The sequence below is a fragment of the Chromobacterium sphagni genome (genome assembly GCF_001855555.1).
In the GTDB taxonomy this organism is placed as follows: domain Bacteria; phylum Pseudomonadota; class Gammaproteobacteria; order Burkholderiales; family Chromobacteriaceae; genus Chromobacterium; species Chromobacterium sphagni.
The window spans coordinates 478,155-494,543 of sequence record NZ_MKCT01000001.1 but is presented as its reverse complement, the minus strand read 5'-3'; the positions used below and the strand labels follow the sequence as shown (position 1 = coordinate 494,543).

The window sequence follows — 16,389 nt, the reverse complement described above, 5'->3', positions numbered from 1 at the left end:
TCTTTGAAGGGATCGAATTGGTTCTCTAATGTATTGAATTAATTTAGTTTAATTTTTGGAAGCCATTTCATCGTCCCCGACAGGGATTGAATAGTGTCTATGCCGTATTGTTTAAAATGGGATTTTGTAATTGATCTGTCTGAAGTGCCCCCGTTTGTGCCCCCAGCATCCAATTCTATCCATGAATGTACGGCAGCTTGCAACCAATCACCCCGCGTGAATGAGGTATCAGTTTTTCATAGAGGCCGATAGACGATCTCGAAGTTGGGCCCTAGCTCGTCCTGCAATCGTTGCAGCATAAGCTGTGCGGCAATCTCAAAACGGAGGGTCTCATCCTTGCTCCAAGGGCTCGGATCTAGTGGATAGTCCCAATTGAGTGATTGGTCATGCCAAGCAGAGATGTCGCTAAGGTCGCTCTTGGTTGCCTCAGACAGCGGGAGGATATTTTCAATTGGACCGACACAAAATGTAGAGCGTTTTATTTCATTATCAGCCCCAAGGCAACCGCCAGACCACTATCAAACGAACCCGGTAGATGGGTGTCATTTTTTCCTAGTGTGCTATAGAGTCTGTTTTCTTACGTTGTATATGCAAGTTGTGATAACAACCCCAATCAATTTTCGACTCTACATGCCATTTATGACTGATTAAGGGTTGCATCGCGTATATGTCGATTTATATAAGATTACGCAGTGTTTCGCTGAGGGCCTTGGTTAGGTATCCTGATTCCAGGCCCATAAATCATAACCTCTGAGCCTTGTTTTTTTTCTTGAGCCGTATAGCTTAGGAAATATTCATCTTGGCGATAATCTTGATAAATTTCTCTTATTTCTTTTGTGTCGTCATATGAAACAATCCATGGGTGGCTTACATTGGACAATGCAGTCGCAATTTGTACATGATCATCGTGGTTGTAGAAGTTTCGATAAAGCCCAGATCCTTTTATATAGTACGGTGGGTCTAGATAGATCAATGTTTTCTCTGGAAGTGACGGAGTAATTTCAGTTATTAAAGAAACCGCATCTAAATTGTAAACATTGATTCTATCTTGAAAACGACCAATGAGTTCTATTCGGCGAATGAGGTCTTCTTTGTTGTAACGAACATCGAGCTTCCACTTTCCAGATTGAGCCTTTCCTCCAATTACTCCTGCATTTAATATGCCAGAACGATTTGTTCGGTTTAGAAAGAATGTCGCTAGAGCAACTTCCAACATTGAATGTTGCTCAATGTTTGATAGAATTCCTTTCATTTTATGCCAATTGTCCATCGTGACCGGGGTGTCATGAATCAGCCGGCAGATATCCTCTGTGTGATGGATTGCAGATTCCCAGAATGCAAAAATTGCGGGATCTATATCATTGATATAGATCCTAGAAGCATATTCGTGAAATAGTAACTCTAGCGCGACTCCCGCACCACCAGCGTATGGTTCAACATAGTGTCCATCAAGGAGGTCGTTAGCTTCAAAGACCTGTTTCACGAAATGTGCAAATTTACCCTTTCCCCCGGGATAACGCAGGGGAGTGGAGAATGCTTTAACGCCCATATGCAACCTGTTAATCGCTCATTGTTACTTCTATGAGAACACATTTGTCCATAATTGGACAGAAAATCACCTTTTCCATATTGCTTCAAGCATCGGTCGATACTCATCCGCAATATCCTTGAGTTCTGATGGAATAGGGGGTGTAGCACTGCTGTGTACAAATTGATTGAAATGGTCGACAGATCCTACCGAGTCATGAGTGCCTGCACGTTTAATTAAAGATCTTGATTGTTGCTTTGTGATTAAATTTAGGTTTTCCAAATGTTGAGCAACAGCTTTGACTTTGGCTGAAAGTTTGTCGTCATCCGTAATGGATTTTTTGTTATCTTCTCTTATGATCGGATTGCCAAGATCTCTTTGTCGATGAGCAAAATCATCACAGCTAACTTCAATAAAAACACGAAACATTACCGCTGTGGCGTTAGGTACAGTCTCGACTTCTAAATTCATTCTAAGTTCTCTGTAGATTTCATTTATTCTATTATTTGAAATGCTTAAAGACCAGGGGATTAGATATTTTCTTGCTCGAGAGGATGGTTTGGCTTTCGCTCGCTTCTCTGCGGGAGGTTCAGAGTTATTATTGTCTTCAGTGTTGTTGTTAATTTCATTTTCTACTTCAGGACCATCGGTAGAAGTTGATTCATTTTCTGCTTCTTGTCCTGATTTAGAATAGCCATTCTGAGTGTTATTGTTTTCAGCATGTGAGCTTGCGCTGTTTCCACTCATTTGAGCAGCTTTTGCTAAGGTATTTGGGTGAATGTCTTGAGGTATGCGTGCAACAAATCTACATCGATCGGCATCGCTGCGAATATCATTCACGTTATAGCCTTCGTTTGTAAATAAGTTAATAGCAAACTCTACGGATGGCGCAATAAATTTTAGATCAAGAGTGTGTACTAATTGCTTGTTTTCGACTTTTAATTGAAATGCATCTTGGGCAGGTGTCGACGAAAACAAACGCGTTAAAGTAGTTACATCGATAGAGAAAACACCTTCAACAGCCTCTTTAGAAAATATTCTTTCATTTTCTTTTACTAGGTTGCGAATTTGACGACCGATTGATTCAATTCCAGTCTGTCTTCCTCTTCGCTCATCTCGAATGTCACTATCCCAATTTACTCGACCTACACCACCATTTTGGCCTGTATGTTTTAGTTCAACCCATATGTCGCCAGCTTCTCTAGATGAAACTATACTGCATTCAATTTCAATAGGAAGATTGCCATTTAACTTCTTTTGTATTGCAATGAAACCCTTTACTAGTCGCTCGTCAGGGCACAAGTCGGGCTTCTGAATAAGTTTAAGAGCAGTCAGTCTACGATTTCCTTCCAGAACGATATAGCTCCCATCCTGATCAGGCGTTACGAGTTGCAGCTCAGTTGGATCTAGTCCATATGTGACAATATGATCTGCAAGTTTGAGTATTTTTTTTGCATCATCAGGGTCTGCCATCATGAAATTAATTGCCTCACGCTGATTTTGCGCTATGTCACCCCCAAAGCGAACATTCTCTTGGTCTAGTTTTATTAGATTTAGGGGTATTAATTCAATTTTACGTTTCATGACATTTTGCTCAGTATTAATTTTTTAGTTTGAAAAGGATAGTTTAGTTTATTGGCACATTTGAATTTATTTTATGTGGTGCCCTCGAAATAGGAAAGCTTCCAATGCCTTATGATATATGTTGGGTTTCTTGTCCTGCTTGGCAACACTTATGTAATCAATCAGGTACCCTCATATAACAAATCCCACCGAAACCGTGGATACCCCTCTCGAACCCTTGCCAGGCAAGGCTTTCCGCCCCACGGTTTCGTCCACGCCCTTTTTGCCGATTCCGTGGGCGTTCCAGAAACCTCAATAAAATCAACACATTGAAGGAAGAAGCCAATCCACCATTTCCACCGCTTGCCGTGGTGAAACCGTGGATGCGTTTTTCCGCTCCGTGGCCATTCCGTGGATGGGCCTATCTTCCCTTTTTCACTGCTTTCTTTCTCTATCTATTTGTTTTTATAAAAGAAGAAGAGAAGAGGAGGTCAAGTCGGTCAAATGACTATTTTAGCAAATCGTGGGCAAACCGTGGATATTGGGAGCAAACCGTGGATTTCGACAGCCAAACCGTGGGCCATGTTTTCTCAACAATCAATGACTTAGCGTCAAGAGGACACGCCATCCATGGATTTTTCCTCTGTGCTCCCCACCCTGATGGCCCGGAAACCGGCGCTTTTCGTTCGATTTTTCCATAATAGACTTGCCCTTGTCATAATCAAGGTCAGGAACGCCCAAGTTTTTGGTGACGTGCCGACAGCACAAGCAACAGCCCGCGCGGGGCGGGCTGTCGTCGGGGTGGGAAGGAGCGAGGGTTTAGCGCTGGATGTCCGGCGCGGCGTACAGGCCCAGCTTTTCCAGCTGCGCCAGGCTGATGGCGGTCAGATGGCCCTGGCGCCGGCCGTGGATGGTCTTCTCGACGCCATCGGCCAGCACCACCGGGCTTTGCAGCAGCTGGTTCTTGAAGATGCGGCCGGTCTTCACCGGCAGCGCGTCGAACTTGGCGCGCAGATGCGGCGCGGTGGAGAGATGGTCCATCACATGGTTCGGCCGGATGAATAGCGCCATTTCGGTGTGGCCGTCGGCATGCTTCACCCGGTCCCAGCAGTGCGGGTAGTCGTAGCGCCTGGCCTCCAGCTCGGACAGCAGGATTTCCATGATCCACACCCAGGGCAGGCGGCTGCCGTCGGTGTCCACGATGTGGCTGTTCATCTCGGCCAGCAGGTCTTCGATGAAGCCGCCTTGCTGCGGGTCGAGGTCGGCGAACTCGCACAGCAAGGCCCAGCTGCACAGCAGGGCGGCGTAGTTCTCCATCATCCGCCGCGCGGTGGCGTCGCCGGCCGGGGCGCGGCTGTGCCGCTCGCACACGCCCAGGTAGTGGCGATGCAGATCGCGCAGCCGGGCCGGCTCGACGTCGGCCAGGAACTGCAGCCAGGGCCACAGCGGGAACACCGGCAGATCATGCGGAATGATCGCCCCTTGCCGCTCTTTCGACAGGCTGCTGCGGCACAGCTTGGATTGCAGGCTTTGCGCGTCCACCTCTTCGCCGGCCAGCAGCACCGGCGCGCACATCAGATAAGGCGTCAGGCTGGCGCCGACGCGGGTGAACTCAAAGCGATAGGTCGATTGCAGCAGCGCGTCGATGTCCGACAGCACCGTCTTGGGCAGCTTGGAGAATTCATCCCAGCCCACCGGCTGAGAAGTGAACGACACCGACGCGCGGCGGCGGTGGTCGGTTTTCAGCATCTGGCCGGACAGCACCTGAAACGCCAAGGTCGTCTGCAGGCTCTCCAGCAGCTTGGACTTGCCCGATCCCTTCTCGGCCTGCATCTGGAAGTGCGGATAGTAGCCGAGCAGGTTTTTCAGATGGGTGCCCAAGCCCCAGACCAGCACGATGGCGGCCGCATTGTCGCGGAAGGTGTCCTGATACGCCTGAATCACCGTGCGCGCCTGCTGCTGCGTGCCGCGCGGGAAGGTCAGGTTGTAATAGAGGCATTGCTTCTGCGGCTCGATGAAATAGCAGTCTTGCCCCTCCTGCGCCGCCAGCGCGCCGGCCTTCCACGACAGGCCGACGAAGTTGACCACATCGCGCGCGCCCAGGTCGGCGGCCCGCTCCATCAGATTGACCAGGCGCTGGAACTGCGCCGGCTTCCAGATCGCGCCGAAACGCCCCTTCCACCATTCCAGGTTGTACAGCTTGTCGTCGGTGGCCACTTCTCGATGCAATACCGTGCCATGCCGCGCCAGCTGGGCGCTGATGCCGAACACGGTTTCCGGCTGATGGTCGGCCGCGCCGCTGATGGTGGCCAAGTGGCTCTGAATGCGCAGCCGCGACAGGCTGGCCACGCGGAAGGAGCATAGATCGCCCAGGGTTTCCGAACGCTTGCCGTCGTCGTCGGTTTTGAACTCGTCCACATATTGGGTGAAGTCCTCCTTCACCCGGAAGCGCCAGTACACCGCGAAGTCATGGCCCGGCAGCTGCACCCGCCGCGTGCCTTCCAGCCGCTCGCCGCCGCCCGGCATGCCCGGCACCAGCCACGGCTCCAGCTTGCGCAAGCGCGCGGTCAGCACGTCCTTGCCATGGCGCTGCAGCACATCGTTGATGTCCTCGCCTTCGTCCCATTCCTGCATGTCCACCAGCAAATGGCCGATGTCGGCGGCAATCAGCTTCTCCGACAGCTTCCAGGCGGCGGCCAGGCCCGGCCGCAAGCCGGTGGCCGGGTTGACCGGGTCGCTGTGGTCCAGCGCCACTAGCACCCGCTTGCCGCGCAAGGCGGTCCAGTCGATGCTGTCCACGTTGCCGACGCCGCGCAGCGCCAGCGCCGCCACATCGGATGATGCGCAGCACTCCACCGACAAGGCATTGATCGGACTTTCCACGATCACCACCATCCGCGCCCGCTTCAGCCGCGCCGGATCGCTGCACCAGCCATGGCCCTCGCGTTCGCCCTGGCATTGGGCTTTGACCCCGCCATTCAGGGCCGGATCGACATAGCGCAGATCCACCGCTACCAGCCGGCCGCCGCTGCGAACCAGAAAGGCGACGGCCGCGCCGCCGTGGCCGACTTCGCCAGCGGCCACCTTGGCGCTGTGCCAATCGTTCCAGCCCAGCGTCTTGCATTGGATGGCGCGGCGAATCACCGCCTCGTCTATGCCCCGGCCGGCCAGGTAGGGAATCACTCCCTCCGCCTTGGCCAGGCAGCGTTCGCCGATATAGTCCAGCGTGGACTTGCGCGCCGGTTCAGCCCTTTCTTTCATCGCCGGTTTCGGTTGCGGCATGCCGTACCAGTCGCCCAGCAGCTGGGCCGCCGCCAGCGGGCTGGCCAGCTCCGGCCGGCAGAACTGCACCAGGTCGATGCAGCTGCCGCCGGCGTCGCCGCTCCAGTCCTTCCAGCCGCGGCCGTCGGCGAAGATCGACAGCGAGGCGTTGCTGTCCGGGTGATGCGGGCTGTGATAGTTGCCCTTGCCGCCCTGGCGTTTCAGGCCCAGCCGCTCGGCCAGGTCGTGCAAGTCGATGGCGGTCTTGAGCTGGACGAACCACTGGCCCAGCTCGCTGTTTGGAAGGCGGGCATTCATCGCAGACCTTTCGACGACAGGGAAACGATAGACAAGCCGGTAGCGGCTCGCCCGCGAAGGGAGAGAATCAAAAGCGTGTGCATGGGATTGCCTTAGAGGATTTGGCCGATTTCGGAGCAGGCGTGGACCACCTGCTGTTGCAGCGGGGCCAGCAGGCCGACCACGCGATTGGCCGGCAACGGCCGGTCCTCGGCATGGCGCAGCAGATCGAGCAGCCCTTGCAGCGTCTCGGTGGTGCCGGACAAGCGGCAGATGCCGCCGGACACCACGTCTTCGACGGATTCGCACAGGCCGGCCAGCTGGGCCACCGGCTCGCGCAAGGCGGCGTACTCCGGCAGGACGGTCAGCTGTTGCAGGCGGGACAGTTCCCGATGGATGGCGGCCAGCGCCAGCGGGGCGAGGATGGGCAGGGTGCTCATGCGATCACCTCCACGGCAAAGCCAGCGGTAGTGCGATGAAACACCGCGCGTTGGCCCTGGGCCACCAGCAAAGCGGCGAGCGCGCGGGCTTCGGCCTCGTTGGGCAGGGTGGAAATCGGGCGGGTAGTGTGCGGAAATAGGGCGCGGAGAGTGCGCAGGGTGATACGGGGCATGTTGGGCCTCCTTACTGAGCGTTAAGCCCGTCCCTCGTCGCCAAACGAGGGTGGCAGGCACATGGCAGGGTTGGCGAACCGGCAGTAAGGAACCGGCATACCCGAAGGTATCCCCACCACGGCCCGCCATAGAAAAGGACGCACCAATGGTGTGTAACGGACGTAAAAATAGCCGCAATAGGCGGCTGTCCGCCTTACTGTACAGGTCGCCAAACCCGGTCGCGCTATTGAACGCGACAAGGTAATGGTGCGGGAATCGCGCGGGACTGTCAAGCATGTGATTCACATATTGGATTTGAGCGGTGCATTTCATACGGATATAATGGGCGTTAGATGGTTTGAATTATGGCGATGGAATCAAGGCCCTGGCAGGGGCCTTTTTTATTTTGGAGTGGCAATGGCAGGTGCATTTAGTTTTGTGGTGTGTCCGAAGTGCGGCGAAAAGGGAACGGCTAAAGTCAGAAGTAGTCGCCAGATAACCAAAAACTTTACCGAGTACTATTTGCGGTGCAGCCACTGCGATGGAAAAATCAAAGGGTTTTATTCGGTTGAAAGCCATATCTGGCCAAGCAAATTGTGGGATGAAGACAAAATCCGCAGCGAGTTCAAACCCTGGCAGGTAGTGGAAAACATCTTTGAAATTCATCAGACTTACAAAGCGCGAACCAAGGATGCCAAGGCTGAAATCGCCAGGTTAAAAACCGCGTTGAAGGCGGCTAAAGATGAAGTCGAAAACATAGAGCGAACCTATAATTTATTGCTGGATATTGGCCATGAAGCCAGTGCCAAACAGAGAATCTGAAGCGTCAAAACGGCCCGCCCTAAAGCGGGCCATTTCTTTTACTTCAACACGGTATGGCGGATGCGCCCCTGGCCAGTGGTCAGCGCCAGGGCGGGCGCAGTGGCCAGCCCCGGCAGCTGGCGCAGCTGCTCCAGCGGAATCGCCATCCCGCCCTTGATCGGCTGGGCCAAGGTGCGCGGATCGCCCTCCAGGGTCTTGTACTGGTGGCAGCAGTCGTCATTGCTGCAGTTGTAGTAAATCTCCTTGCTGGTGGCGCTCATCATCCGGCTGGTGCGGACCCGCGACATAGCGCCGCACAGGGGGCAGGGGAAAGCCATCTCGCGTCCTTTAGCAGTCGGTGTGTTGGGGAATGTCGCTCAGCGTGCGTTTGCGGTGGCTGAAGCCCGGCTGGTCGCGCTCGGCGTTGCCGCAGCCCTCGCAGACTTTGCCGGTGTTGCGCTCCACCCGCACCGCCTTATCGTCCCAAAGCTCGATCATGTCGCGGTCCTTGAGGTGGGTGACTTCCAGGCCGGCCAGGCCGTTGCGGCTCAGCCAGTCCTTGACCTTGCCGATCTGGTTCGGGTCGGCGGCGCGGGCGGTAAAAATCCGCACCTCGTAATCCCCCTCATTCAGCCAGGCTTTGACCCGGTTCATCATCGCTGCCACCGGCCGGCCTATCATGCCGAAATTGCCGTGGCTCACTTGCGCCAGCGTACCGTCCAGGTCCACACCAATCCATTTAGTCATCTTGTTCATCCCGGTTCTGTTTATCAGTTATTGGTTAGCGGCTTCCAGCGCCTGGCGACGCTCGGCAAAGGCTGCTTTCTGCTTGTTGTACTTGCAGAGGCTCAGGCCTCGGGCCTCCTCCAGGCCATGCGCCCAGGGCACGGCTTGATGGACCGAGTCGGCGTGATGGTCGTACTGGTAGCTCGACAAGCGCCGGGTCAGCTGGGTATTGAATTCCGACAGCGCGGCGGCTTGGGCGCTTTCAAAGCCCAGCTGTCGCCAGGTGGCAAACTGGCCTTCGCGCAGCAAGCCATCCTCATGCATGGCCAGCGCCTTGAGCAGCGGCTCCAGCTGGCTGGCCTGATCCAGCAAGCCGGCGGTGTAGACCTGCAGCGCGTATTGGCGTTTCTCCACATAGTCGCGGCCGATATCCAGCATCGCCAGCGCGGCCTCGTCGCGGTCCAGCTCCAGCTCGGCCAGGAAGGTGCGGTAGTCTTCGGCCTCGCTGTAGGCGGCGCGCTCCTCGGAGCGCAAGTCCTGCATTTGCTTGGAGGGCTGGCCCATCATTTCGCGCAGCAGCGCACGGGCTTTGCCGCGCAGGGTCTTGGCCTTTTGCTCGGCGTCGTCGGCCGCCTGCTGTTGCTTGGCGAACAGCTCGGCTTTGCTCTGGTGGTCTTGCTGGGCTTGCTGATAGCTGGCGAACAGCTGTTTGCAGATATCCAGTTGCTCGCACAGGTAGGCATTCCGTTTCGGGTCGGTCAGGTGCATGGGAAGGTTCCTTGTGGGTTAGGGTTGACGGGCGGCGATGCGCTCGGACATCCAGCCTTCGATCTCGGAGGACAGCCAGGCCACGCTCTTGCCGCCCAAGGACACCGGGGCCGGGAAGTGGCCGCGCTTGATGGCGTCGTACACCGACGAGCGGGACAGGCCGCAGGTGGTGATGACTTCCGGCAGTCGCAGAAAGCGCAGCGGCTGGGAGGGAGAGGGGGCAACAGCATTCATGTTTGGCGTCCTTGTCGTCTTGTCTGGATAGCAGGGGATGCAGCCGGATACGTCGGTCAGCGGGGCCAGTATCCAGCAAAAAACAAATGCTGTTTTGGGGCGGTGTTGTGTGGGATAGCCACACAACAACGAAACTTTTGGAGCTGAAAAAACGCCGTTTCGGCTATTGACGGGCAGAAAGTTTCGTTAGGCGTTTAATGGGAGGCGAGGGGCTAAAACGGGCAAATGGACGGCGTCGGACGCAGGGGGACGGCGCGGGAAGGATGCGAACGGATCAAGGCAAGGGAGAGGGCAGGACTACGCGGCCAGGCGGTGGCGGCCGGCGCGGAGACTGCATGCGCAGAGTGCATGAAAACGCATGAGTTTGCAGAGGGGGCCAGACGTGAACAAAGCCCGGTGGCGCGGGCTTTGGGCGGGTTCATGCGGTTGCATGATTAGCGGCACATGAAGCGCGGGGGCGAGGCGGGGCTTCGATTGCGCGCGCTGGGGGGCGGGCTACTTGGCTATATGAATGCACATAATGTCATAATTATGCATCTGGTTGTTCGGGGATGAAATTTTGCTGGTACTTACCGAGGTTTGAGTTTCTGGTGAGTGAGATATATGTTGAGCTTATAATCACTGGGGTTGTAAGACCAACCTGCCATGCAGCAATTGTATTATTTATTCCATATATCCCAGCAATAATAATTCCTATAAGTGGCAAAAACAGAAGGCCGAATATCATTAAAAATATGGCTAAAAAATGATCCTTGCTAATTAGATCTTTGTCAAACGACTTGTAGAATTTATGAATGTAATAGCCCCAGAGGCATAGGCCACCAAATGCAGAGGAGGCGACGACGGTTCCGGGCATGGCAGTCGCTGAATTCAGCACATCGTTAAAAATGCTGATAATCCAGTTGATGAGGCGGTCGTGTAGAGAAAGAGTAATGCTTTCACTCATTGGTGTATTCTTTCTTTCTCATGAAGTTCATGATTCTAACCGTAAGTGGTGTTCGTTTTTTGTATCGATCAACTGTTACATATAAAGGCTTGTTTTCCTTTTTTACGCCAGGGACGATCATGACTTTGCTTTTTAGGAATTCGTCACCATTAAGAGCTGCTTGTACTATGTTGAGAGGAATTCCTGTTTCTCTGGAAATTCCATTAACTGTTCTGGATTTGTATTTTGTGTTTTCAACTGCTGCAAGAATTTTCTTTACTCTTGAGCTAACTTTTACATTTCTGCTCATGGACTCCTCCTCGATTTGCTATGTTGGTAAATGAGCTAGTGACTGAAGAGTTTATTGGGGTGTACAGTAAGAGCTTTAATGATAAAGCTAGTCTGGCTATTAATTTGCTGTGGTCATTTGGGAGAGTAATGCTGTGCAAGTAATGCCTTCAGACTGTGCGTTGTTGCTTTTAAATAACTTTTTAGCATATTTTGAGCCGCCTGCCTTATAGCGCTGTAGTGCGCTACCATATAGTTGTTCCTATTCTTGGTGGGTGGCATTGTCATTTTTGATGCCTACCTAAGAATTCAGCCCACCACTGCATCATTTTCCTACGCTCTTCCAGATATTCTGCCCTGTGATATGCAGCCCTAACCTTATTGCGTTCTGCGTGGGCAAGCTGCTTCTCTATGATATCTGGATCGAAGCCTTCTTCGTTAAGAACTGTCGAAGCCAGCGCGCGGAAGCCGTGCGGTGTCGCAGTGCCTTTATAGCCCATGCGGCCCATGGCGTAGCCCAGGGTGTTCTCGGACATCGGCTTTTTGAGGTCTGTCACAGCGGGGAAAAGCAGGGCGCTTCTGCCGGTCAGAGGCCGCAGTTCTTGCAGTAGCTCCAGTGCCTGGCGTGATAGCGGTACAAGGTGAGGTTCGCGCATCTTCATGCGCTCGCCCGGGATACGCCATTCGGCGCGCTCTTCGTCAAACTCTTCCCAGCGTGCGGCGCGCAGTTCGCCAGGACGGACAAAGGTCAGCATCAGCAGATGCATGGCAATGCGTGTCGGGATATAGAGCGGCTCGGCCGCCAGGCGGCGGTAGAACTCGCGCAGCTCGCCGCGAGGCAGCGCTGGGCGGTGTTCTACCTTCTTTGCGCGTATCGCCCCAGCAAGGTTGATTGCTGGGTTATCCGTGGCTCTGCCAGTTTGGATGGCAAAGCGGATGACGGCGCTGATTCGTTGCAGTACGCGCTGGGCGGTTTCCACCGCGCCGCGTTTCTCAATCTTGCGGATGGTATCCAAGATCATCGGGGCGGTGAGTTGGGAAATCGGCTGCTTGCCGAGGTCGGGGAAGGCGTCAGCCTTGAGGGAGTCGAGAATTCTGACAGCGTGGTCATCGGTCCAGCGTGGCAGCTGTTTGTCGTACCACTCGCGGGCGACAATCTCGAAGGAGTTTTCAACGGTGAGCTGCCTTTCGCGCTTCTGCTCTTTCTTGGCTGCGTTTGGGTCGGTCCCTGCAGCCAGCAGTTTGCGCGCGGCCTCGCGCTTCTCCCGTGCGTCTTTTAGCGAGGTGGCGGGGTAGACGCCGAAGGCGAGGGTTTTCTGCTTGCCATCGAAGCGGTAGGCCATGCGCCAGTACTTCGCGCCGTTGGGCATCACCCACAGAAAGAGGCTGCCTCCATCTGCCAGCTTGGCAGGTTTTCCGTCTTCCCTGGGCTTGGCATTGCGGATGGCGGTGTCTGTAAGCGGCATGTTGGCATTTCCTGCTGTTGGTATCAGCAGCGATGGTATCTCGTACCAAAATATATACCAACATTTTGCGCCGGCTTTGGCTGGATGGTGCTGGACGGAAATGGACAACAAAAAACCCGCAAAGCCTTGTGCTGTGCGGGTTTCCTGGTACTTCTCGGACTCTCTCGGAGTGATCGCTGGTGCCCAGAGTCGGACTCGAACCGACACGCCTTGCGGCGGGGGATTTTGAATCCCCTGCGTCTACCAATTTCGCCATCCGGGCGACACCTGCGAGACACGGATATTAACCTTGCGCCAACGGCTTGTAAATAGTCGGCGCTCAGTCTTTTTTCATTTTCAGCGCGTGGTCATATAGCTGCTTGCGGTTGGCGCCGGTGATCTGGGCGGCCAGCGTGGCGGCTTGCTTGGTGGGCAGCTCCGCCGCCAACAGTTGCAGCACGCGCACGGTTTCGGCTGGCAGCGCGTCGTCGCTGGCTTCCACCGCCGGCGCGGCGTCTATGATCAGCGCGATTTCGCCGCGCTGCTGGTTGCTGTCGGCCTTCACCCACTCCAGCAGCTCCGCCGCCGGCAGCGCCTGGAAGGTTTCGAAGGTTTTGGTCAGCTCGCGGCTGAGCATCACCCGGCGCTCCGGTCCCAGCTCCGCCACGATGTCGGCCAGGGCGTCCACGATGCGGTGCGGCGCTTCGTAGCAGATGGTGAGGTGGAGAGCGTCCTGCCATTGCTGCAGCGTCTTGCGGCGCTCGCCGCTTTTGGATGGCAGAAAGCCGTGGAACAGGAAGGTGGGCGCGGTGAAGCCGCTGGCGGATAGCGCGGCGATCACGGCGCTGGCGCCGGGCAGCGGGCGCACCGGATGGCCGGCGGCGCGCACGGCTTCCACCAGGCGGGCGCCGGGGTCGGATACCGCCGGGGTGCCGGCGTCGGACACCTGAGCGACGATCTGGCCTTCGCCCAGCCAGCGGATCACCTGTTCCGCCATGCTGCGTTCGTTGTGTTCGCGCAGGCTGACCAGGCGCTTGGCTCGTATGCCATATGCGGATAGCAACTGGCCGGTAACCCGAGTATCCTCGGCGCAGACGACATCCGCAGCCTCGAAGACCGCCAGGGCGCGGGCGCTGATGTCGGCCAGATTTCCAATGGGCGTGGCCACCACATATAATGTGCCGCGACAGAAACTTTCCCTGGCAGCATCAAGCAGGTGGGCGAACGAAGTATGCAAAGACTGACTCCGCTGTTGGTTGGCGTCTTGTTGACGTGGTTGACGCCGACAATGGCGCAAACCCCCGACTATATCATCCAAAGCAATAGCGCGCCGATCCGCTCGCTGAGCGCGCCGCCCGGCCAGATGCCGCGCTTGGAGCCGGCTCCGGCCGCCGCCGCGCCTGTCGGCAGCCCGCAATCGTCCTTGCCGACCAGCGCGCCGGCAGCCAGGGCCCCTGCCCGCGCCAGGGTGCGCATCGGCGTGATCCTGCCGGTGGAGTCGTCAGCGTTGGGTGAGGCGGCGGCGGTGGTGCGCAGCGGCGTGGAGGCGGCGGCGCAGGTGGACCAGAGTGCTGAGCTGATCAGCGTGGACGCCACCACCGACAATGTGGTGCAGCGCTACCGCGCGGCGGTGGCCGATGGCGTCAACGTGGTGATCGGCCCGCTGTCGCGCGACGCCATCGCCCAATTGGCGCCGTCGGTGACGGTGCCGACGCTGGCGCTCAATTCCGTCGGCCGCGAGGTGGCGGCCAATCCCAGGCTGTATTCGCTGTCGCTGATCGTGGAGGGCGAGGCCCGCCAGCTGGCGCGGCTGATGCGCGACGACGGCCGCACCAGCCCGATGCTGGTGGTGGGTCGCGACGCGCTATCGCAGCGGCTGGGCGCAGCCTTCGCCGACGAGTGGCGCGCGCTGACTGGCAAGCCTGCGCTGCAGCAGCCGTTTGACGCCGACAATCTGCCTGCGCTGCTGCAGGCCAGTGGCCAGGCCGACGCGCTGGCGCTGGCGCTGGACGCCGCGCAGGCGGCGAAACTCAAGGCGGCGCTGACGCCGGACATGCCGGTGTACGGCACTTCGCAATTGAATGTGGGCGGCAGCCAGCCGGAGTTGGCCGGTGTGCGCTTCATCGACATGCCATGGTTCCTGATGCCGGACCATCCGGCGGTGAAGCGCTACCCGCGCCCGGCCAACGCGCTGACGCCGCAGACCGAGCGTCTGTACGCGCTGGGCATCGACGCCTACCGGCTTGCGGTGCAGATGGCCGGCAGCCGTCCCGGCGCGATCATCCGGCTGGATGGCGTGACCGGCGATTTGAGGCTGGGCCGCGACCGGGTGTTCGAGCGCCAGCTGCCCGCCGGTGTGATGGGCGGCAACGCGCTGCAATGAACCAGGCCGGCCGCGAAGCCGAAGACCGCGCGCTGGCGCTGCTTGAGGCCCGCGGCCTGAAGCTGGTGGCGCGCAACTGGCATTGCCGCGGCGGCGAGATCGATCTGATCATGCGCGATGGCGGCTGCTGGGTGTTCATCGAAGTCCGCCATCGCGGCGGCAGCCGCTTCGGCAGCGCCGCCGACAGCATTACCCAGGCCAAGCAGCGGAAACTGCTGCTGGCTGCCGAGGTCTATCTAGCCAGCCACAATATCGACGCTCCCTGCCGTTTCGACGCGGTGGTGAGCGTGGGCGGCGATCCGCCGCAGTGGCTGAAGAACATTTTCACGCAGTAAGTAGAGAAAAGGGGATCCCCCAATGGATCTGATTGACCGGGTCAACGGCCACTTCCTGGAAAGCATCGCCACCAAGCAGGAGGCGATGGAACTGCTATCGCCGGGCGTGGCGGCCGCCGCGGAGCGCATGGTGGCCTGCCTGATGAACGAGGGCAAGATTCTGGCCTGCGGCAACGGCGGCTCTGCCGCCGACGCCCAGCATTTCGCCGCCGAGATGTTGGGCCGCTTCGAGAAGGAGCGCCCGGGCCTGGCGGCGATTTCGCTGGCCACCGACACTTCGGCGCTCACCGCAATCGGCAACGATTACGATTTCGACATGGTGTTTTCCAAGCAGGTGCGGGCCTTGGGGCATACCAACGACCTGCTGCTGGCGATCTCCACATCCGGCAATTCCGCCAACGTGATCGAAGCCATCTACGCCGCGCATGAGCGTGGCATGAGCGTGATCGCGCTCACCGGCAAGGACGGCGGCAAGATCACGGAAATCCTGTCGCCGGAAGATATCCATTTGAACGTGCCGTCGCTACGCACCTGCCGGATCCAGGAAGTGCATATCCTGCTGATCCACGCGCTATGCGATGCCATCGACTGCATGCTGTTGGGAGGGGAGTGAAATGAAGCGTAGCGTATTTGCGTTGTTGCTGGCGGCCGGTTGCGCCAGCGCCTTGAGCGGTTGCGTGGGCCTGGTGGCGGCTGGCGCCGCCGGCGGCGCGCTGGTGGCGTCCGACCGCCGCACCAGCGGGTCTTATGTGGATGATCAGGGCATAGAGCTGAAGTCCGGCGAGCAGATCGCCAGCCGGCTGCCGTCGGCCCACGTCAACCGCACCAGCTTCAACCGCGCGGTGCTGCTCACCGGCGAGGTGCCCAGCGACGAGGCGCGCCAGCAGGCCGAGTTGATCGCGCGCGGCATCCCCAATGTGCGCCGCGTCTACAACTATACGGTGGTGGCGCCGGTGTCCGGCTTCTCCGCGCGCAGCAACGACACCTGGATCACCAGCAAGGTGCGCGCGCGGCTGCTGGACGGCAAGGGCGTGAATCCCAACGACGTCAAGGTGGTGACCGAGGCCGGCGTGGTCTACATGCTGGGCCTGGTGACCCAGGGCGAAGGCGCCGAAGCGGCGCGCGTGGCCAGCGAAACCGCCGGCGTGCAGAAGGTGGTGACGCTGTTCGAATACATTCAGGATGTGACCCCGGCGCAGTAAGGTCGGGACGGCGGGAAGGAGAAGGGCGGCCCAGGCCGCC

Annotated in this window: 19 protein-coding genes and 1 tRNA gene; 6 read left to right on the top strand and 14 right to left on the bottom strand. The window is 57.3% G+C overall.

Features of this window, described 5'->3' with window-relative positions:
* Window positions 1-685 precede the first annotated feature (685 nt).
* Window positions 686-1,549 (bottom strand): DNA adenine methylase, encoded by an 864-nt coding sequence (locus BI344_RS22655; protein WP_083370037.1) that lies wholly within the window; start codon window positions 1,547-1,549, stop codon window positions 686-688.
* Between the two features lie 66 nt (window positions 1,550-1,615).
* A complete protein-coding gene (locus tag BI344_RS22650; protein ID WP_083370036.1) occupies window positions 1,616-3,112 on the bottom strand; it encodes a ParB N-terminal domain-containing protein in 1,497 nt (498 codons plus the stop codon).
* A 308-nt stretch (window positions 3,113-3,420) separates the two neighbouring features.
* Here BI344_RS22650 and BI344_RS23630 point away from each other — a divergent pair, with 308 nt between their 5' ends.
* Window positions 3,421-3,792 carry a hypothetical protein gene (locus BI344_RS23630; protein ID WP_139166859.1) on the top strand — a complete coding sequence of 124 codons (372 nt, stop codon included), beginning with the start codon at window positions 3,421-3,423 and terminating at the stop codon, window positions 3,790-3,792.
* A gap of 118 nt (window positions 3,793-3,910) precedes the next feature.
* On the opposite strand, the gene BI344_RS02405 is transcribed toward BI344_RS23630, so the two are convergent.
* From BI344_RS02405 to BI344_RS24550, 3 genes are all read right to left on the bottom strand, one after another.
* Window positions 3,911-6,670: a toprim domain-containing protein gene (locus BI344_RS02405; RefSeq protein WP_071111357.1), complete on the bottom strand. Its 2,760-nt coding sequence runs from the start codon at window positions 6,668-6,670 to the stop codon at window positions 3,911-3,913.
* 92 nt (window positions 6,671-6,762) lie between these two features.
* Window positions 6,763-7,089 (bottom strand): DUF1484 family protein, encoded by a 327-nt coding sequence (locus BI344_RS02400; protein ID WP_071111356.1) that lies wholly within the window; start codon window positions 7,087-7,089, stop codon window positions 6,763-6,765.
* On the bottom strand, window positions 7,086-7,262 hold the full coding sequence (locus BI344_RS24550) for a hypothetical protein (protein WP_193430948.1): 177 nt from the start codon (window positions 7,260-7,262) through the stop codon (window positions 7,086-7,088). Before BI344_RS24550 ends, BI344_RS02400 begins: the two co-directional genes overlap by 4 nt.
* 397 nt (window positions 7,263-7,659) lie before the next feature.
* Here BI344_RS24550 and BI344_RS23625 point away from each other — a divergent pair, with 397 nt between their 5' ends.
* A complete protein-coding gene (locus BI344_RS23625) occupies window positions 7,660-8,064 on the top strand; it encodes an ogr/Delta-like zinc finger family protein (RefSeq protein ID WP_071115231.1) in 405 nt (134 codons plus the stop codon).
* Between the two features lie 38 nt (window positions 8,065-8,102).
* On the opposite strand, the gene BI344_RS02390 is transcribed toward BI344_RS23625, so the two are convergent.
* From BI344_RS02390 to rsmI, 9 genes are all read right to left on the bottom strand, one after another.
* Window positions 8,103-8,381 carry an Ogr/Delta-like zinc finger protein gene (locus BI344_RS02390; protein WP_083370035.1) on the bottom strand — a complete coding sequence of 93 codons (279 nt, stop codon included), beginning with the start codon at window positions 8,379-8,381 and terminating at the stop codon, window positions 8,103-8,105.
* 10 nt (window positions 8,382-8,391) lie between these two features.
* Entirely contained in the window at window positions 8,392-8,790 is a 399-nt protein-coding gene (locus BI344_RS02385) for a hypothetical protein (protein ID WP_193430947.1), read from the bottom strand.
* A gap of 27 nt (window positions 8,791-8,817) precedes the next feature.
* On the bottom strand, window positions 8,818-9,537 hold the full coding sequence (locus BI344_RS02380; RefSeq protein ID WP_071111352.1) for a hypothetical protein: 720 nt from the start codon (window positions 9,535-9,537) through the stop codon (window positions 8,818-8,820).
* A gap of 18 nt (window positions 9,538-9,555) precedes the next feature.
* On the bottom strand, window positions 9,556-9,771 hold the full coding sequence (locus BI344_RS02375; protein ID WP_071111351.1) for a helix-turn-helix transcriptional regulator: 216 nt from the start codon (window positions 9,769-9,771) through the stop codon (window positions 9,556-9,558).
* Window positions 9,772-10,300: 529 nt separating this feature from the next.
* Window positions 10,301-10,717, bottom strand: coding sequence for a hypothetical protein (locus BI344_RS02370; RefSeq protein WP_071111350.1), 417 nt, complete (start codon window positions 10,715-10,717; stop codon window positions 10,301-10,303).
* The gene (locus BI344_RS23620; RefSeq protein ID WP_139166857.1) at window positions 10,710-11,006 is read right to left on the bottom strand and encodes a hypothetical protein; all 297 of its coding nucleotides are present in this window, start codon (window positions 11,004-11,006) and stop codon (window positions 10,710-10,712) included. Before BI344_RS23620 ends, BI344_RS02370 begins: the two co-directional genes overlap by 8 nt.
* Window positions 11,007-11,268: 262 nt before the next feature.
* Window positions 11,269-12,450, bottom strand: a complete 1,182-nt coding sequence (locus BI344_RS02365) for a tyrosine-type recombinase/integrase (protein ID WP_071111349.1) — start codon at window positions 12,448-12,450, stop codon at window positions 11,269-11,271.
* 177 nt (window positions 12,451-12,627) lie between these two features.
* Window positions 12,628-12,712, bottom strand: a tRNA-Leu gene (locus BI344_RS02360).
* A 57-nt stretch (window positions 12,713-12,769) separates the two neighbouring features.
* Window positions 12,770-13,600 (bottom strand): 16S rRNA (cytidine(1402)-2'-O)-methyltransferase, encoded by an 831-nt coding sequence (gene rsmI, locus BI344_RS02355; RefSeq protein WP_071111348.1) that lies wholly within the window; start codon window positions 13,598-13,600, stop codon window positions 12,770-12,772.
* Between the two features lie 60 nt (window positions 13,601-13,660).
* Here rsmI and BI344_RS02350 point away from each other — a divergent pair, with 60 nt between their 5' ends.
* The 4 genes from BI344_RS02350 to BI344_RS02335 are packed head-to-tail and all read left to right on the top strand — an operon-like array spanning window position 13,661 to window position 16,349.
* Window positions 13,661-14,812, top strand: coding sequence for a penicillin-binding protein activator (locus BI344_RS02350; RefSeq protein WP_071111347.1), 1,152 nt, complete (start codon window positions 13,661-13,663; stop codon window positions 14,810-14,812).
* Window positions 14,809-15,147 carry a YraN family protein gene (locus BI344_RS02345; protein WP_071111346.1) on the top strand — a complete coding sequence of 113 codons (339 nt, stop codon included), beginning with the start codon at window positions 14,809-14,811 and terminating at the stop codon, window positions 15,145-15,147. Before BI344_RS02350 ends, BI344_RS02345 begins: the two co-directional genes overlap by 4 nt.
* 22 nt (window positions 15,148-15,169) lie before the next feature.
* Window positions 15,170-15,760: a phosphoheptose isomerase gene (locus tag BI344_RS02340; RefSeq protein ID WP_071111345.1), complete on the top strand. Its 591-nt coding sequence runs from the start codon at window positions 15,170-15,172 to the stop codon at window positions 15,758-15,760.
* Between the two features lies 1 nt (window position 15,761).
* Window positions 15,762-16,349: a BON domain-containing protein gene (locus BI344_RS02335; RefSeq protein ID WP_071111344.1), complete on the top strand. Its 588-nt coding sequence runs from the start codon at window positions 15,762-15,764 to the stop codon at window positions 16,347-16,349.
* Window positions 16,350-16,389: the final 40 nt, after the last annotated feature.

Bases quoted from the DNA above. Each gene is read 5' to 3' on its own strand.
- BI344_RS22655 (WP_083370037.1), bottom strand. From the start codon at position 1,549: ATGGGCGTTAAAGCATTCTCCACTCCCCTGCGTTATCCCGGGGGAAAG.
- BI344_RS22650 (WP_083370036.1), bottom strand. From the start codon at position 3,112: ATGAAACGTAAAATTGAATTAATACCCCTAAATCTAATAAAACTAGAC.
- BI344_RS02405 (WP_071111357.1), bottom strand. From the start codon at position 6,670: ATGAATGCCCGCCTTCCAAACAGCGAGCTGGGCCAGTGGTTCGTCCAG.
- BI344_RS02400 (WP_071111356.1), bottom strand. From the start codon at position 7,089: ATGAGCACCCTGCCCATCCTCGCCCCGCTGGCGCTGGCCGCCATCCAT.
- BI344_RS24550 (WP_193430948.1), bottom strand. From the start codon at position 7,262: ATGCCCCGTATCACCCTGCGCACTCTCCGCGCCCTATTTCCGCACACT.
- BI344_RS23625 (WP_071115231.1), top strand. From the start codon at position 7,660: ATGGCAGGTGCATTTAGTTTTGTGGTGTGTCCGAAGTGCGGCGAAAAG.
- BI344_RS02390 (WP_083370035.1), bottom strand. From the start codon at position 8,381: ATGGCTTTCCCCTGCCCCCTGTGCGGCGCTATGTCGCGGGTCCGCACC.
- BI344_RS02385 (WP_193430947.1), bottom strand. From the start codon at position 8,790: ATGACTAAATGGATTGGTGTGGACCTGGACGGTACGCTGGCGCAAGTG.
- BI344_RS02380 (WP_071111352.1), bottom strand. From the start codon at position 9,537: ATGCACCTGACCGACCCGAAACGGAATGCCTACCTGTGCGAGCAACTG.
- BI344_RS02375 (WP_071111351.1), bottom strand. From the start codon at position 9,771: ATGAATGCTGTTGCCCCCTCTCCCTCCCAGCCGCTGCGCTTTCTGCGA.
- BI344_RS02370 (WP_071111350.1), bottom strand. From the start codon at position 10,717: ATGAGTGAAAGCATTACTCTTTCTCTACACGACCGCCTCATCAACTGG.
- BI344_RS23620 (WP_139166857.1), bottom strand. From the start codon at position 11,006: ATGAGCAGAAATGTAAAAGTTAGCTCAAGAGTAAAGAAAATTCTTGCA.
- BI344_RS02365 (WP_071111349.1), bottom strand. From the start codon at position 12,450: ATGCCGCTTACAGACACCGCCATCCGCAATGCCAAGCCCAGGGAAGAC.
- BI344_RS02350 (WP_071111347.1), top strand. From the start codon at position 13,661: ATGCAAAGACTGACTCCGCTGTTGGTTGGCGTCTTGTTGACGTGGTTG.
- BI344_RS02345 (WP_071111346.1), top strand. From the start codon at position 14,809: ATGAACCAGGCCGGCCGCGAAGCCGAAGACCGCGCGCTGGCGCTGCTT.
- BI344_RS02340 (WP_071111345.1), top strand. From the start codon at position 15,170: ATGGATCTGATTGACCGGGTCAACGGCCACTTCCTGGAAAGCATCGCC.
- BI344_RS02335 (WP_071111344.1), top strand. From the start codon at position 15,762: ATGAAGCGTAGCGTATTTGCGTTGTTGCTGGCGGCCGGTTGCGCCAGC.